This window comes from Herbiconiux sp. VKM Ac-2851 (assembly GCF_013205105.1).
Classification (GTDB): domain Bacteria; phylum Actinomycetota; class Actinomycetes; order Actinomycetales; family Microbacteriaceae; genus Herbiconiux; species Herbiconiux flava.
On the sequence record NZ_JABMLJ010000002.1, the window covers coordinates 1,180,222 to 1,196,573 of the forward strand.

At 65.4% G+C, this 16,352-nt stretch carries 13 protein-coding genes; 9 read left to right on the forward strand and 4 right to left on the reverse strand.

Features of this window, described 5'->3' with window-relative positions:
- Window positions 1–67 precede the first annotated feature (67 nt).
- Window positions 68–631, forward strand: coding sequence for a hypothetical protein (locus HQQ85_RS12215; RefSeq protein ID WP_173182729.1), 564 nt, complete (start codon window positions 68–70; stop codon window positions 629–631).
- Window positions 632–1,152: 521 nt separating this feature from the next.
- On the opposite strand, the gene HQQ85_RS12220 is transcribed toward HQQ85_RS12215, so the two are convergent.
- Window positions 1,153–2,262, reverse strand: coding sequence for a hypothetical protein (locus tag HQQ85_RS12220; RefSeq protein ID WP_173182730.1), 1,110 nt, complete (start codon window positions 2,260–2,262; stop codon window positions 1,153–1,155).
- An 81-nt stretch (window positions 2,263–2,343) separates the two neighbouring features.
- Here HQQ85_RS12220 and HQQ85_RS12225 point away from each other — a divergent pair, with 81 nt between their 5' ends.
- From HQQ85_RS12225 to HQQ85_RS12235, 3 genes are all read left to right on the forward strand, one after another.
- Complete coding sequence (locus HQQ85_RS12225) at window positions 2,344–3,837, forward strand: polysaccharide biosynthesis tyrosine autokinase (protein ID WP_216851631.1); 1,494 nt, start codon at window positions 2,344–2,346, stop codon at window positions 3,835–3,837.
- On the forward strand, window positions 3,834–4,832 hold the full coding sequence (locus tag HQQ85_RS12230; protein WP_173182731.1) for a hypothetical protein: 999 nt from the start codon (window positions 3,834–3,836) through the stop codon (window positions 4,830–4,832). The genes HQQ85_RS12225 and HQQ85_RS12230 overlap by 4 nt, the downstream gene beginning before the upstream one ends.
- Window positions 4,833–4,914: 82 nt before the next feature.
- Window positions 4,915–6,393 (forward strand): sugar transferase, encoded by a 1,479-nt coding sequence (locus HQQ85_RS12235; protein WP_173182732.1) that lies wholly within the window; start codon window positions 4,915–4,917, stop codon window positions 6,391–6,393.
- 1 nt (window position 6,394) lies between these two features.
- On the opposite strand, the gene HQQ85_RS12240 is transcribed toward HQQ85_RS12235, so the two are convergent.
- From HQQ85_RS12240 to HQQ85_RS12250, 3 genes are read right to left on the reverse strand one after another with little or no spacing between them, the layout of a single operon-like run.
- The gene (locus tag HQQ85_RS12240) at window positions 6,395–7,294 is read right to left on the reverse strand and encodes a glycosyltransferase family 2 protein (protein WP_173182733.1); all 900 of its coding nucleotides are present in this window, start codon (window positions 7,292–7,294) and stop codon (window positions 6,395–6,397) included.
- Complete coding sequence (locus tag HQQ85_RS12245; RefSeq protein ID WP_173182734.1) at window positions 7,291–8,343, reverse strand: nitroreductase family protein; 1,053 nt, start codon at window positions 8,341–8,343, stop codon at window positions 7,291–7,293. Before HQQ85_RS12245 ends, HQQ85_RS12240 begins: the two co-directional genes overlap by 4 nt.
- 22 nt (window positions 8,344–8,365) lie before the next feature.
- Window positions 8,366–9,682, reverse strand: coding sequence for a flippase (locus HQQ85_RS12250; RefSeq protein ID WP_173182735.1), 1,317 nt, complete (start codon window positions 9,680–9,682; stop codon window positions 8,366–8,368).
- Between the two features lie 228 nt (window positions 9,683–9,910).
- On the opposite strand from HQQ85_RS12250, the gene HQQ85_RS12255 reads away from it, so the two are divergent.
- The 5 genes from HQQ85_RS12255 (at window position 9,911) to HQQ85_RS12275 (ending at window position 16,346) form a co-directional block, all read left to right on the forward strand.
- Entirely contained in the window at window positions 9,911–11,071 is a 1,161-nt protein-coding gene (locus tag HQQ85_RS12255) for a polysaccharide pyruvyl transferase family protein (protein ID WP_173182736.1), read from the forward strand.
- A gap of 24 nt (window positions 11,072–11,095) precedes the next feature.
- Window positions 11,096–13,147, forward strand: a complete 2,052-nt coding sequence (locus HQQ85_RS12260; RefSeq protein ID WP_173182737.1) for an SGNH hydrolase domain-containing protein — start codon at window positions 11,096–11,098, stop codon at window positions 13,145–13,147.
- 76 nt (window positions 13,148–13,223) lie between these two features.
- On the forward strand, window positions 13,224–13,748 hold the full coding sequence (locus tag HQQ85_RS12265) for a hypothetical protein (RefSeq protein ID WP_173182738.1): 525 nt from the start codon (window positions 13,224–13,226) through the stop codon (window positions 13,746–13,748).
- Complete coding sequence (locus HQQ85_RS12270) at window positions 13,745–14,842, forward strand: HTTM domain-containing protein (RefSeq protein WP_173182739.1); 1,098 nt, start codon at window positions 13,745–13,747, stop codon at window positions 14,840–14,842. Before HQQ85_RS12265 ends, HQQ85_RS12270 begins: the two co-directional genes overlap by 4 nt.
- A 76-nt stretch (window positions 14,843–14,918) precedes the next feature.
- Window positions 14,919–16,346: a hypothetical protein gene (locus HQQ85_RS12275; protein WP_173182740.1), complete on the forward strand. Its 1,428-nt coding sequence runs from the start codon at window positions 14,919–14,921 to the stop codon at window positions 16,344–16,346.
- Window positions 16,347–16,352 lie beyond the last annotated feature (6 nt).

Here is a 16,352-nt window from a genome sequence, read left to right on the forward strand (position 1 = left end):
TTCGACACGCGCGTGAGGGCCTCTCGGCCCCGAGCGATCCATCGAACTTCGACATTGGGGACCCTCTATGACCTTCACTCCTTCCCACGACTCCGACGCCACTTTCACGGGTGAGCCTGCAGGTGAGACTCGCGGCCTCACCCGCCGCCAGGTCACGACGGCGGCAGCCTGGGCCGCCCCGGTGATCGCGCTCGCGGTTGCGACGCCGCTCGCCGCGGCCAGCGAGGTCTTCGACAGCCCGACTGCCTTCGTCAGCGGTGCACTCGCCGCGACCGGCACGAGCGCAACCCAGCGCACGGCGACCTACGAGGGTGGCGCGCTCAACTACAACAGCGCCGGCGTTCCCGGGCTGAACTCCGGCGACATCACGATCTCGGTCTACAACAACAAGACCGCCTCATGGACTCTGACCACCGACGTGGTCACGGCCTACCAGGCAGCCGGCTGGGTCCTCGTCACGGCGAGCCCTGAGTCGACGGTGTTCATCCACTCGGCCATCAGCAACGGTGCGACCATCTCGATGCCGGCCATCAGCTGGTCTGCTCCGGCGGGCAGCTCCAAGCCCGTCCTCGGGATCATGGTGTCCTCTGACAACGACGACGTCTCCGGTCTGGGCGTCAGCCTGAACTGAGGGTCCTACCGGCGCCAATCAGCGCGCCGCGATGAGGGGCGGGTGTGCGCATCCGCCCCTCATTTGTGTCGGCGCAGTTCACTCCCGAGTACGCGGATGAGTCCGACCGTTCCGTGGCGGAGCCGCCGGACGCGTGCGACGAACAGGGCGCGAAGCGTTCGCGGGAGTTCGGGATGCTCCTGAAAATACAGCTGAGTCGAGTGCCACAGCGCAGTGTAGTTCTACAGGTACCTAAGGCGCTCGACGAGCTGGAGGTCGCCTCGGAGGCATCGATGAGGTCAGCAAGCTTTGGTCTAAAGCGGGCCCCGTCACCCACCGTAGCGCGTGCATACCCCGGACAGGTTCTGAGTTACTTCACCGGTCGTCACAATCATCCGCACATCACGACATATGGTCTTCCAGTGCTTCTAGAGCACCACGAAGATCGCCCATGCCGGCTCCAAGAACCCGGAGAATCGCGATGGACATAGATGTCGACGGGACGAGTGGCCCGCGGTGGGGCGGTGCGGATGGTCCGGGCCTCACTCCTTGAGGATTACCTCGGCCTCAAGGAGCTGCCCCACGGCGGCGCTCACCAGCTCGGTGGCGTCCCCGCTGGCGGGGCTCCCGACGTGCTCGACCACGTAGTCGACGATCGACGGGAGCGAACGACCGGTGGCGAGCGCGTCCCAGATGAAGGGGCCGATGCCGTCGAGGACCCTGACCTGGTTGTCGTGCAACAGCACGTATGCGCCGTCGGAGGCTATTGCATCCAGTGGAACCCGCCGCCGATAGACGGTGCCGACCGCACCGCGTCGATCATCGGGCTGCTCCAAGCTGTGAAACGGAATCACCGCCCAGCCGGATGCGGACTCGTCGGCGGGGTCCTCCACGATCAAAGATTCCAAGAGTGGTGGGACGGTGCCCGCCTCGCGGTAGTTCAACCGCCGTACGCCGCCGACACGATCGACGATCGTCGCGATCGTCTGCAGGGGGCGTTCCAGGAGCGGGAGGTAGCTCATCTCCGGGATCAGCTCGACGAGAGCATCCACCAATCGCACCGGCGAGAGCTGTGGCTCGTCAGGACCGTCAGGCTGTCGATCCAGCAGGACGATCGCGCCGATCTCGAGCGTCGCGTCCGGCAGCGGCAGCAGGCCGAGGTCGTCCGGCGACACCTGCGACTTGGTGTCGCTGTCGGCGACGATGACCGAGAGCGGCTTGCGATACGGATGCACGACGCCCGCTGCGGCTATCCCGACCGTTTCGTCAGAGATGTAGGACCAGGCCCGGGCGACTGAAGAGGCAAGCGTTGTCTTTCCGCGACCCGACGGGCCGACGAAGGCGACCACGGTGCCGTCGGGGGACGCGACGCCGCAGGCGTGCAACATCAGCAGTCGGCCCCGCTGCGATTCGATCGCGGCGAGCGTCACGCGGCTGGACAGCTTCGAGGCCAGGTCTCGGAAGTCGCTGGCGAAGACGTCAGGAAGCGGGCCTGCACCGCCGGACTCTCTGACGACCCCGGCCGATATCTCGACGTCAGCCGACCCCTCACGAACAGCTCCGCTCCAGATCTCGCAGAGCGCCTGTTGTTCGCGAGACGTCAGCGAATCATCGAGAGTGACACCTACGGATACGCCGATCGCATCGAGCACGAGCCGGGATCCTGTCACCTCTTCATCGTACCGACCGAGGCCCGGATGCAGAGGTGTAGGGCTCGCATGTGAGAACATGAATTGGAATGGGGCTCGCAGAGCTCCTCGGGGAAAGGGCACTGCGTGGAGTTTCACGACTATATTCGGGCAATCCGCAAGGGTTGGATCTTCATCGTCATCTTCACACTGCTGGGAGTGGCGACGGCGGCCGTGCTGTCGATCGTGCGCACGCCGGAGTACCAGTCGACCTCCAAGGTGTTCGTCTCCGTCCAGTCCATGGGGTCGATCAGCGACCTGACGCAGGGCAACAGCTTCCTCCAGAACCAGGTGCAGTCGTACGCCGACGTCGTGAACACGCCGCTGGTGCTCCAGCCGGTGATCGACACCCTCGGGCTGGACATGTCGGTGTCCGATCTGTCGTCGACCATCGTCGCCACCTCTCCGTCCGACACCGTCATCGTCGAGATCACCGCGGCGAACCCGAATCCGGAGGACGCCGCTCGCATCGCGAATGCCGTGGCTTCCAGCTTCGAATCGGCGGTGGGCAACCTCGTTCCGCCGAATGCCGAAGGTGTCACGCCGGTGAAGATCACTGTGCTGCAGGCCGCGTCGGTGCCCGCGCTCCCGTCGTCTCCGAACGTCCCGCTCTTCGTTGCCGTCGGAACACTGGTCGGACTGGTCATCGGTCTCGGCCTCGCGATCTCGCGGTACATCTTCGATACGAGGATCCGCAACGAGCACGACGTCGAGGCCATCACCGACGCCCCGATCGTAGGCGGAATCGCTTTCGACGCGCGGACGCCCCAGAACCCGCTGGTTCTGCGAGACGACCCGCGCAGCCCGCGAGCGGAATCCTTCCGCACCCTCCGGACGAACCTGCAGTTCGTCGGCGTTGGGAACGAGTCGCACAGCTTCGTGCTGACGTCGTCGGTGCCCGGTGAGGGCAAAAGCACGACGTCGGCGAACCTCGCGATCGCCATGGCGCTCTCAGGCCAGCGAGTCGTCATCGTCGATGCCGACATGAGAAAGCCGCGTCTCGCCGACTACCTCGGCGTCGAGGGGGCCGTGGGACTCACCGACGTCCTCGTCGGGCGTGCCGACCCCAGCGATGTCATCGTCCGGTGGGGTGACACCAATCTCTACGTGCTCCCTGCTGGCCGCATTCCTCCGAACCCCAGCGAGCTGCTGGGCTCGGCCGCGATGGTCGAGTTGATCGAATCGCTCGAGAAGTCGTTCGACATCGCCCTCTTCGACGCGCCCCCCCTGCTGCCGGTCACCGATGCTGCCATTCTCGCCACCAAGACGGGCGGCGCACTCCTCATGGTCGCGGCGGGCCGGGCGCACAAGAACCAGGTGCGTGGGGCGATCAGCACCCTGGCCAATGTCGGAGCGAAGGTCGCCGGCGTAGTCATGACCATGCTGCCCACGAAGGGTCCGGATTCGTACGGCTACGGCCGCTATGGCTACGGGTATGGGTATGGCTACGGCATCGACGAGCCGGCGCCCGTGGTCGTCGACACCGACGACACCACGCGCAAGCGATCCAAGCGCAGCAAGGCACCGGTCGGTCGATGACGGGTCTCAGCCCCAAGTCGCGTCGCGACATCCTCATCGTCGTCGCCGTGCTGGTGTTGGCGGCAGGGGCGTTCGTCGCGGTCTTCTTCGCCCTGCGGACACCCCCGGTGCCCAATGCGGGGGAGCTGCCCGATTCGCCGGTGTCGGTCCCGGACGCCACTTCGGCCCCGAGCCCCGTACCGACTCCGGTCCCCTCGTCGAGCAGCCCGGCAACAGGGACGCCGACTGCAGCTCCCAGCGCCTCGGCGACCGAGCCGACGGAGACTGTTCGGTTCCTCGATGTCGACGGCTCATCGATCGGCGTCCGCGCCACGGCCGGCGCTTGCGGCGGTGCGGCCCCGGTCGTCGAACTGTCCGTCGACGACGGTGCGACCTGGGTGCCGACGGCGTTGCCTGTAGACGACGAGGTCGCTCAGATCGTCTCGCTCGACGTGGTGTCGGCGGAGCAGGTCGATCTCGTCGTGCTGGCGGGAGAGGACTGCGATCCGACGGTGCTGACCAGCTATACAGCCGGCCAGTTCTGGCAGGACTATCCCGACCGCCTGGGTACTGCGTCATACGCCAGCCCCGCGAGTCTCAGCACGGTGGTCGTCGACGGCGACCGTGTCGGCGCTCCCTGCGGCTCCGCTCTTGGCGCTGCATCCGCAGACCAGGGCCTGGTCGTCCGCTGTGCCGACGGGGCGTTCCTCTTCCAGTCTCTCGGGGTCTGGCAACCGGTCACAACGCTGGGTCTCAGCGGCCTGACTTTCAATCAGGGCGATGACGCGTCCTATCTCGTCGGCGCGCAGGCCGGGCGGGAAGGCTGTTCCGGCGCTACGGTGTCGCGATTCGCACTTGACGGCAGTACATTTGGCGGAGAGGTACGCGGGTGCGCTCCCGTGAACGGGTCGGCGACGAACGTGGCAGTTGGAGCTGACGACGAGGCCGTCTGGGTCTGGGACGGAACAGTTGTGGCGCGAAGTGCTGATGGCGGTGCGACATGGATCACTTCCTGAACGACCACGTCGCGAATCGCGCTGTTCTGCAGTGATCTAGGTATGGGGAAGCCGGCAGTAGTCATGCGGAAGACGAAGAACGTTGAGTAAGACGGAGGAGCGGCGCGCGTCGGCGGAGAAGCCGCTCCAGAAGCAGTCCTGGTCCGATGACTTCAGCCGCAGGATATTCCTGACGGACGTAGCCGTGCTGGCTGTCGTGGTGGCGGCAGTCCAGATCATCTGGTTCGGATTCAACTCCGCGAACCTGGCGGTGGGTCAGGCGTCGGGCGTAGTCAGCTACACCTTCATCTCGGTGGCCATCTTCGTGGCCTGGCTCCTGGTCCTGAGCGTCTACGGAACGCGTGGCCGCAGGGTAGTGGGAACCGGTACGCAGGAATACAAGCTGATCGCGGATGCGACTGTGCGTCTTTTCGGGCTGGTCGCCATCATCGCCTTCCTCTTCCAGATCGATTTCGCCCGCGGTTATATTCTGCTGGCCTTCCCGGTCGGTCTCATTGGTCTGCTGTTCACGCGCTGGATCTGGCGGAAGTGGCTCGCTGCGAAGCGCGCGCGGGGCGAATACTCTGCGAAGGTCCTCCTTGTGGGCTCCGCAGCATCGGTCACGTACATCGCACGCGAGCTCAGTCGTCGGCCGGATGCGGGATATCTGGTGATCGGCGCCTGCGTCCCGACCTCACTCGTAGGGGACAGTCTGCCGGGCACCTCGATCCCGGTCTTCGGAAACTTCGAACGGATCACCCGCGCGATGGAGGTCAGCGGTGCCGACACGGTCGTGATCACGAGTGCGGACGAGCTACCGCCTGAGCGTGTGCGCGACCTGAGCTGGGCGCTCGTTCCGGGCAAACAGCACCTCGTCGTCGCTCCGAGCCTCGTCGATATCGGCGGCCCGCGCATCCACACGCGTCCGGTCGCCGGTCTTCCGCTGATCCATGTCGAGACTCCCCGGTACGAAGGGAGCAAGCGATTCGCCAAACGGACGTTCGATATCTGCATGTCGCTCATCTTCATCGTTCTGGCGTCCCCGTTCCTCCTGGCCTGCGCGCTTCTGGTGAGGGCGACCAGCCCCGGCCCGGTGCTCTTCCGGCAGGAGCGGGTCGGTTACAACGGGACGAAGTTCCACATGCTCAAATTCCGGTCGATGGTCATCGATGCAGAGGAGCGCCTGCTCGAGCTGCAGAAGGAGAGTCGAGCAGAGGGCAACGCCGTGATGTTCAAGATGCGTGATGATCCGCGTGTCACGTCGGTCGGACGGGTCATGCGCCGTTTCAGTATCGACGAACTCCCACAGCTGTTCAACGTGTTCGGTGGCTCCATGTCGCTCGTCGGTCCACGGCCTCCCCTCGAGCGCGAGGTGGACCAGTACGAGAAGCATGTCCATCGACGATTCATGGTGAAGCCCGGCATCACCGGTCTCTGGCAGGTGAGCGGGCGTTCCAACCTGTCGTGGGAGGACACCGTTCGTCTCGACTTGTTCTATGTCGAGAACTGGTCCCTCACCGGCGACCTGGTCATCCTTTGGCGCACCGCCAAGGCCGTCGTGGCGAGCGAAGGCGCCTACTGACTCAGTCGCGTTCGATCGAGGGCACCGTGAAGAAGTCCCGGTCGTTCCGGTTGGCCCTGTCCTTGAGATACTGCTGCGGCGAGTAGTGAAGGAGCGACATCGCGAGGTGATACGCCCGGGCGGCGCGGCTCGAGGATGAGTTGCGTCGGATGCGATGGATCACGAAACGCAGCTGCCGCCGGTCGGCCGCAGTCAGATCGGCTCGATGCTTCTCGAGGTAGCGCTCCGTATGATCGGCGCGCGCCCCGGAGTGGCCGGTCAGCTGACCGGACTCGTGTTTGCGCTGGAAGACCGAACGCTTCTGCACGGCGGCATACCGGTTTCCGGCTTTGAGGAACCGGTAGAAGAAGTCGGTGTCATTCTTCATCCGCAGTGCGGGGTCGAAGCCGCCGACTGCATCGAAGGCTGAACGCCGAACGACCATGTTGCTACCGATAGTGCCGGCGTTCACTGCCACGACATCGCGTGGAGAGAGGCCATCACGGATCGCTGGACCGTCCTTGAGCTGTTCTCCGCGGAACATGGAGATCCACGTGACTACGACGTCAGCTTGTTGGGACTCGAAGGCTGCAGCCGCGTCTTGGAGGTAGTCAGGGCCCCAGGTGTCATCGTCGTCGAGGAACGCCAGGTATTCGCCGGATGCCGCTCGTGCTCCCCGGTTTCGGGATTCCGAGGCCCCACCTGGGGTGTCGGCGTAGACGACCAGCCGGACCGGCACGGCCGATGACGTAGAAAGTCGACGGCACGCCTCCTCCGTCTCGCCGTCCACCGTGTCGCTGACCACGATGACTTCGATCGGAAGCAACGACTGCCTCAGGACCGACTCGACGGCCTCGACTAGGAAGTCCGCTCGACGGTGCGTAGGGATGACGCAGCTGAACTGGTGCTCCGTGGCGATCATGAGAGGGTCCGGAACTCGCGGACCGCCTCGAGAGGGCGCTTCGCGGAGTAGGGGACGAGGCCTGAGGGGTCCGCGTATCCGTACGCGATCAGCATCACGACGCGCTCATGGGCCGCCAGCCCGAGAAGCTGCGCCATCGCGCGGTCGCGGTCAGGGAGATCGGGCCAGTTGATGCAGCAGCTGGCCACACCCTGGCTCTCGAGCCCGTAAACGAGGCCCATCGCCGCAAGGCAGCTGTCGATGTAGATCAGATGGCGATCCCGCTCGTCGAAGAACGCGGAGAGGTCCCCCACGATCACGATCATTCCGGTGAGCTGCTCTCCGTAGCCGGCAGTGCCCATGGGGATCTCGGCGACGCGGGCCACGCTCTCCGGGTCGTCGAAAACGAGGAATCTGTAGGGCTGGCGATTGCATGCGGTGGGCGATTCGGCGGCGATCAGCATGGCCGCGTCGACCAGATCCCGATCCACCTTCTCCTCGGTGAACCAGCGCACGGATCGCCTGTTCGACGCGAGGCTCTGCAGATCTTCGATCGATATCGGAGACGGTATCGCCTGAGGGGGGTGCGGTCCGGACGCGATCGACACGGCGGTGGCACGCAAGGGCGTCAGTCTGGCGAAGTCGGCCCGCAGTCGTACGATCTTCGGGTTGTCCGAGGCGGACGTGGCCTCGAAGTACTCCGTGAGCACGGCGTGCATCCATCGAGATTCCTCGACGCCCAGGGGCGGGTACGGTGCCTCGTGCACATTGGCGAAGGCTCCCACGGTGGTGCCGATGTAGCCGAGCGCGAATTCCGCACGGCGAGGCCTCATCGTGAGGCCCTTCTCCAGCATGTGGACGTTGCGTCGAAGGGTGTAGATCTCGCGACCAGACCCGAGGGTGCGATGGTAGGCGCTGATGCCTGCGTCGACCGCCGACTCCTCGCGCCCGAATGCCTCGCTGATCAGGCGGTAGTAGATCTTCCGGCGGACGGGGCCTCCGGAGAGGCTCCACTTCCCGAATTCCCGACGAGCTCTCGAGACGGCCCGGGCGGCGACACTTCTCTTCACGGCGATCCTTTTCGATTTGGGGCTAGCGAGCCGCGAGCCGGTTTCGGAGCAGACGAACCGGCCAGATGACGGCGGTGGCCATCTGGCGGCCGGCCACCCTCGACTTGGCGCCGAGGAAGCTGGCGAAGAACGACGAGCAGATGTACGAGACCAGGGTGGCGATGGCTGCGCCGGTCACTCCGGTAGTGGGGATGAGAGCGAAGTTCAGGCCGATGTTGACGGCTGCGCCGAACGAGTGCCGGACGAGCGATGACCACAGGTAGCTCTCGGCGATGATCCACTTCGAGTACACCGCACCCATGAAGACGAAGGGGCACGCCGCCGCTTGGATGTACAGCACGGTCTTCGCGTCCTCGTAGTCGGGCCCGAAGATGACGTCGATGATCACGGTTCCGAGCACGACCACGGCGAGGGCGACGACGACGCCGATCCAGAACGCCTGGTCGTAGGACCGCTGGAGCATCCGGCGGTACTCCGGGCTGTCGTTGCCCTTCTCCTTCCGGACCTTGAGCAGGACCGGGAAGGTGGAGTTCATGAAGACGACGGGGAGGAAGAACGAGATCTCGCTCAGTCGTGAGGCGGCCGCGTAGACGGCGACAGCCTTCGACCCGAGCAGCGCCTGGATGACGATGATGCTCGCCTTGAGGTTGGCCTGGTCGGCGAGGCTCGACAGCATGAGGGGCCAGGATCGGCGCAGGAGCTTGAACATCGAGGCGAAGCCCGGACGCGAGAAGCCAGGGCTGTCCTTGTCCTTCAGGTACATGCCGATGATGATCAGGCTGGAGATGAGTCCTTCGAGCGAGTACAGCACCAGCATGACCCAGATGTTGGGCCACAGCGCCAGAAGGGCCAGGCGCACGCCGAACAACCCAGCCGTGACGGAGATGCGCGTGATCGCAGTCTTCTTGCTCCGGAGGTGCGAGAGGAACCAGAGCTCCGGTGCATTGAGGGCGCGCCCGAACAGGGCCGATGAGGCGAGGAGCGTCGCCGCGATCGCGAGTTCGTCACCGCTCGTCAGGCTGATGCCACCGATGATGACGAATCCGACCAGGGCGAAGAACTCCCGGATGACCGTCAACGATGCGACGATCGCCGCGTTGGACTCCCGTTCGTTGACGAGCTCCCGCACGGCGAGACCCGAGAGCCCGGCCGACATGACGGCCACGCCGATGGAGGACAGAGCGACTGCGTAGCTGTAGATGCCGTATTCAGAGACCGGAACGGCGACGACGAGCAGAATGCCGATGACGGCGTTCAGGGCGAGTGACAGCCCCTGCTGCCCAGCGTTCCAGAAGCCATTCCCGAGTGAACGGCGGGCATCGCCCGTGATCCTTGCCACCTGTCTCCTCTTCGGGCGAAGTGCGCCCGTCGAACTCGACCGAGCGAATTGCGCGACGGCCCGGGTGCGAGTCGCTCGCGTCATGGCGCATCCTCGCGACGCTAAACAGTACCATCGGCCGGGCCGGGCCCTCGTGGTCGGCCCGCGCTTGGATCGGGCGCATGCAATTGTCTCGTAGGCTTGGCTGGCGTGCGTCGTTCACGCCAGACCATTCCGGGAGTGCACTCGTTGGCCAAGAAATACATCCTTCTCGTGGGCGTGGAGTTCAATAACCAGGGCGCGTATCTCATGTTGCGCGCCGCCGCGGAGCGCATTCGCGAGCAGTTCGGCATGGTGCCCGTCGTCGAGTTCCAGAACGGCGCAGACCTGAAGAAGAGGCTCGCCGGCGTCTATCCGATCGTTCCGCAGCGGTTCTATGGTCTTTTCACCCGCCTGACCAAGATCAAGGCGCTCTCGCGGGTGTGGAAGCGGTTCCCGTGGGTGCTCCCGACCGAGATCGCGGCGGTGTTCGACGGCTCAGGCTTCCGATACGGCGACGAGTGGGCGCACCAGCGCCTGGATGTGAGCGCTGGGAAGCTCGCCGCATGGAAGGCCAGAGGCGTTCCCGTTTATATGCTGCCCCAGGCCTTCGGCCCGTTCGACAAGACCGCGGAGCCCACCCTCACCGCCCTGCGAGCATCCCGGCAGGTCATCGCGCGAGACCCTGAGTCGCTCGCCCACGTCGAGAGCATCTTCGCGACCGGCTCGGGAACGGTGCGCCTGTTCCCCGACTTCACGGCCGGGCTCGCCGGGCGGTTCCCCTCCCAGCACGAGTCACATCGCGGCGGCACGCCGATCGTGCCGAATGTGAACATCTACGCCCGAGCCGCCGGCCCGGAGGCGAAGCAGCGCTACATCGAGAATCTCGCAGCCATCGCCGTCGATCTCCACGAGCGCGGACTGAAGCCCTATGGCCTCGCTCACGAAGGTCGCAGCGACCTCGACGTGCTCCGGCGGGTCGCCTCGATCGTCTCGAAGACGTCGAACATCGACTTCGAGATCGTGGAAGGGCTGAACGGGATCGAGCTGAAGGGGCTGATCGGGACCGCTCCGCTGCTGGTCTCCGGCCGGTACCACGCGGTCGTGAGCGCGCTGTCGCAGGGAGTCCCGACCATCATCCACGGCTGGAGCCACAAGTACAGCCATGTCGCCGACGACTTCGGCGTGCCGGAGCTCCTGTGCGACCCCCTCGGCGACGCGTCGCTGTCCACCGACATGATCGAGTACATCCTCGAGAACGCCGAGCTCGGGGAGCGCATCCGGATCGCAGGGGCAGAGGTGCGCTCTCGCGTGGAGGAGATGTGGGCGTCGATCGAGTCGGATCTCGCGTCGCAGCGCGGCCAGAGATGAGGCGACGATGATTTCGGTGTCGTCGTGACGACGAGCAGACCCGAGATCGCGACGAAGCAGTCGGGCTTCCGGGGTGACGTCCAAGGGCTGAGGGCGATTGCAGTCGGGTTCGTTCTCATCTACCACGCCGGTGTCCCGTTCCTTCCCGGCGGGTACGTCGGTGTCGACGTGTTCTTCGTCATCTCCGGCTTCCTGATCACGAGTCACCTGCTGCGATCGTTGGCGGTCGAGGGTCGCATCCACTTCGCCGACTTCTACGCCAGGCGGGCCAGGCGCATCCTCCCGGCGGCCCTGACAGTCCTCGTCCTGACTGTTGTCGCGTCCGTCATCTGGGTGCCCCCGCTGCAGTTGAAGGCCATGCTCCAGGGTGCGATCGCCACGGCGTTCTACGTTCCGAACTACTACTTCGCTCTTATCGGCACCGACTACCTCGGGGAAGAGACGCCGTCCCTGTTCCAGCACTACTGGTCGCTCGGCATCGAAGAGCAGTTCTACCTGTTCTGGCCCGCGGTGCTCGCGCTGGGGTTCGTCGTGTTCCGTCGCTCTCGCGGTGCGCTCTTCGCCTTCGTCGCTGTTCTGACGGGATGCTCATTCGTGGCTTGCGTGCTGATGACCACCGCCGACCAGCCCTGGGCATTCTTCTCCCTTCCGACTCGCGCGTGGGAACTCGGGGTCGGTGGTCTCGTCGCGTTCCTGCTCGGCTCGAGGAGCGGTCAGGGCGCGTCGACGTCCCGTGCGCCGAAGCGATGGGCGGCGGTCAGCTCGCCGCTGCTCAGCTGGGCGGGTCTTGCAGGACTGGCGGCCGCTGGGGTCCTCTTCACGGACGGGACGTCCTTCCCGGGCTTCAGCGCCGCACTCCCTGTGCTGGCCACGGCGCTGCTCATCATCGGCGGAGCAGGTCGAGCAGGGTTGCCGCAGCGCATCCTGTCGATCCGGCCGCTCCTGTTCATCGGCGCGATCTCCTACTCGCTCTATCTCGTGCACTGGCCCGTTCTGCTCATCGTCCAGGCTGCGGTAGGTGTGCGCGATCCGCTGCCCGTCTGGGCCACTGCCGGACTCGCTGTGCTGTGCGTCCCGCTCGCTTGGCTGCTGTTCCGGTTCATCGAGACGCCGGCGCGCAATCCACGCGCGCTGACGAAGGCCAGGCCGCGCCGGAGCCTTCTCGTCGCCGGGAGCGCTTCGATCGTCATCGCTGCGCTGTGCGGTGCCGGAATAGTGGCGGTCGGCACCATCCCGCTGCACTCGCAGCGGTCCGCCCCGGCGTACACGGCGGGGGCGAACCCATCCGGCACCGACTTCGTGCCGGAGAATCTCCGGCCGGAACTCCGCGAAGCCAGCGATGCCAACCCGATCATCTCGGACAACGGCTGCCACCTCGACTTCGCCGAGACCGATGCGACGGGATGTCAGTTCGGCCCAGATGATGCGCCGGACGTGGCGCTGTTCGGCGACTCGCACGCCGCCCACTGGTTCCCACCGCTCGCGGAATTGGCCGACCAGGGGCGCATCCATCTGGACTCCAACACCAAGAGTTCCTGCAATTCCGTCACGGTCGTCAGCACCCTGAACAACGAACCATATCCGGAATGCGATCAGTGGCGGCAGAACGTGATAGATCGCTTTGTGGCCGACCCGCCCGACGTCGTCATCCTCGCGAACTTCGCGCGGTCGACGGACGTGGACCACGGGTCGGAAGACTTCGACAGCTACTGGGAGGAGGGGATCGTCGACGTCGTCCGCTCACTCCCGGCATCGACGGATGTCATCATTCTGGGCGAGACGCCCGTGATGGGGATCACTCCCTCCATCTGCCTTTCGGCTCACCTCGATGACGCGGACTACTGCGGTCTCGCTCCGGAGGAGGCGATCGATGACGGTGCGCTGAACGCGGAGCGGCAGGCGGCCGAAGCCACGGGGGCCCGACTCCTCGATCTGAACCCGTACATCTGCGACGCCGACCTCTGCCCTCCGATCATCGGAGACGTCCTGGTCTACCGCGACGGGCACCACCTGACGGTGCCGTTCACCACGGGTCTGGCGGGTGTGTTCGCCGACGCCATCGAATCGCGACTCTGACCGGCACCCGTTAGGCTTTGTCCGCTGGATGCTCCGTATCCGCGGGGGACGAAGCCGAGCAGTCGGGGAATGACGCGTGCGAGACAGAAGATCGATCCGCAACGGTGAGCAGTCGGTGCCCCGCGAGGTCAACCGGGTGCGCACCGTCTCGCTTCGCGTGGTCTTCGCGGTCGCAATACTCCTGCTGCCGCTCGAGCTGGTCGTGCAGCGCGTCGTCGGCCAGCCGTATCCGGGTGTCTACCAGCCCAGCTTCGCCGCGACCCCGCTCGTCGGTGACACGCTCACCGCCCGGGTTCCGATCGTCCACGTCACGTTCGCCGACGGCACCGAGCAGGAGGTTCCATTCGAGGAGATCCTGCCCGATGCCAAGCTCCTGAGCACGTCGGTGTTCAAGTCCGCGTTCTTCGACGAGGCGCACGCCAACGAGCCCGCCACGGTCGCGTACCTCCGCGAGCTCCTCGGCCGCAGGTTCCCGGAAGCCGATCCGACCACGATGGTCGTGGACTGGACGCAGCAGAAGATCGACGTCCGTGACCCCGATGTGCGACCGGGCACGGTGACGAGCACGGTCGTCGTCCAGCTGAGGGGAGCCGCCGAATGAAGATCTTCGACCGATGGGTGCTCCGCGGGCCATTCACCGCGGAGGACGTGAGCATCTACCGCATCGTCTTCGCCGTGGCGGCTCTGCTGCTCCTGCCGAACGCGCAGTTCCTCAGTTCGTACCCGACATCCTTCTTCGACCCGCCGCCAGGGCCTTTCCAGCTCCTGTCGGAACTCCCGCCGTTCCCGGTGCTCGTCGCCCTCGAGCTCGCACTCGCACTCGCACTCGCATTCGTCGTCTTCGGCATCCACACGCGCGTGGCCTCGGTCGCCGCAGGGTTGCTCATGGTCTCGGTCTTCGGGCTGACCTACAGCTTCGGCAAGATCGACCACACGATCTTCCTCCCGTTGATCGCGCTCCTGGTGGTGTGGACGGGCTGGGGGGCCCGGCACTCGGTGGACGATCTGTCGTCCCGCGTGCCGGAGCGGCCCGTGGCGCAGTGGCCCCTCCGGCTGCTCGCCGTCCTGATCGGAGTGGGATTCGCCACGGCGGCCGTCCCGAAGTTCCTCGGTGGATGGTTGCGACCGGGCACGCAGGCGACCGAGGGCCACTACTGGTATGAACTCCTGATCGACGAGAGAACGGTCGGCTTCGCACCGCTGTTCGGTCACATCACCAGTCCGATCTTCTGGGAACCGCTCGATTGGCTGACCATCGCACTCGAGGGCGGACTCATCATCGCAGCCATCAGCTGGCGGTCGTTCCGCATCATGATCGCTTTCGCCGCGGTGTTCCACCTCGGCGTGCTCATCATGATGAACATCCTCTTCACCACCAACGTCATCGCCTACGCCGCCTTTCTGCCCTGGGGCGCCGTTGCAGCCTGGCTGGGCGCACGGGGCCTGCGTGGACCGGGTTGGAGTGCGCGATTCAAGCGGAGGGCGGCGTGGATCGCTGCACCGTTGCTCGCAGTAGCCGCGTGGGCGGCCTCGGTGCTGCTGCCGATCGAGGTCGAGGACGGGATCAAATTCGCCATCATCATCATCGGGGGAATCGTCGGAGGTGCCTTCCTGGTACTCGAAGCGATCCGGCTCGTGAGGTGGCTGCAGGGGCGCCGAGCCCGGTCGCCCATCGAGGCTTCGTCGTCGAACTAGACCCAGGCCATATTCCCAGCCCGCGGGTAGTCGCCCTGAAACATTGCCTGTGTTGAATGGCAGTGGAGAGGAGTTCGTGAACGAGGAATCCAACGCCAGTGAGACACCCCGTCCGACCCGCAGGGCATTTCTGCTGGTCGCGACGAGCGGTTTGGCGACGGTCGGGTTGGGAGTCATCGGCGGGCTGAGTCTCTCTGCCCTCACGAACGGACGGATGCTGTCCGCCGAACTCACGGACACCGCCGACAGCGCTGAGCTCACGGCATTGTCGGACTCCGATCGCGACGCATCGACGGCCTTGAAGCGCTTCCTGGCTTCGGCCGGGCCGGCGGTCGTATTGAGTGGGCGGTTCACCATCGATTCTCCGATCGATGTGCCGCACCACGTGCAGCGGGTCACGCTCTCTGCCGGTAGCGCACTCAAGGTGCGCGGGGACCACAACGGAATCCGTCGCATGGGCTCGATCGTGTTCAGAGAGAGGACCGGGCACACCATGCGAGAGGGTGCCGAGCACTTCGTGACCGATTCTCCTGCTCGCTATTCCAAGAACGAGTACTTGCTGCTGTCGGGTGCGAACAAGGTGAAGAACTCCGGTGATCGCTACGGCTACCTGAGGCGGGTGACGTCAGTCGACGGCGACCGTGTCTACATCGACCGGCCTCTCCCTCGGGTCATCGACAAGGACCCGCGCACCTCGTCGGTGCAGCTCGCTCCAACGATCCGTATCGATGGCGAGGGCGAGATCTACAATCTCGATCCGCGCAAGGGAAAAAGCTCGTTGGTCACCCTCAAGGCGGTGGAGAAGCCCGAGGTGTCCGGGATCGAGGTCCATTCGAATGGGGGGATCGGTGTCACAGTCGCCCACTGCCACGGGGGAACGATCGACTGCACCGTACGCGACCTGCTCGACGACGGCGTCGACTACTTCGGATACGGCGTGAACGTATCAGGTTCGTCCCGTGATGTGATGGTCGGTGGCTTCATGACCCGTGTGCGCCATGCGGTGACGACGAATGCCGGGGGTCTGATCGATCAGGTCGGCCATGCCGGCGAGCCCGAGGACTGTACGTTCGCGCCGCGGGCCGAGGATTGCTCGAACAAAGCCATCGACACACACCGCCTCGGGTGGGGCATCGTCATGATCCCCGACGTCTCGGGAGGCAACGGCGGAGTGCAGGTCCGAGCCGACAACACAACAGTGAAGGGGGGGCGCGTCCGCGACGTCAGCGTGTCGGGCGTCACGATCGCCGAGGTCGTCTCCGTGCCGGCGAGGGTCAGCGGAGTGATGATCCAGAACGTCCAGGACGGGATAGGCATCCGCTGCCGCGGTCCGGCGGACATCCAGGACTGCGTGATCATGGACACTCCTGGAGTGGCGGTCGAGATGAACGACGGATCGTCGATCGACGGTCTCGACATCCGGAACGGTGGCGACGTGCGCATCCGGATCCTCGGCTCGGACAACTCGGTCAGGAACGTGCTCGTCGACGGCTCCGCCGAGTGACCGGCG

Coding starts and splice junctions, on each gene's coding strand:
- HQQ85_RS12215 (WP_173182729.1), top strand. CDS start 68: ATGACCTTCACTCCTTCCCACGACTCCGACGCCACTTTCACGGGTGAG.
- HQQ85_RS12230 (WP_173182731.1), top strand. CDS start 3,834: ATGACGGGTCTCAGCCCCAAGTCGCGTCGCGACATCCTCATCGTCGTC.
- HQQ85_RS12240 (WP_173182733.1), bottom strand. CDS start 7,294: ATGATCGCCACGGAGCACCAGTTCAGCTGCGTCATCCCTACGCACCGT.
- HQQ85_RS12270 (WP_173182739.1), top strand. CDS start 13,745: ATGAAGATCTTCGACCGATGGGTGCTCCGCGGGCCATTCACCGCGGAG.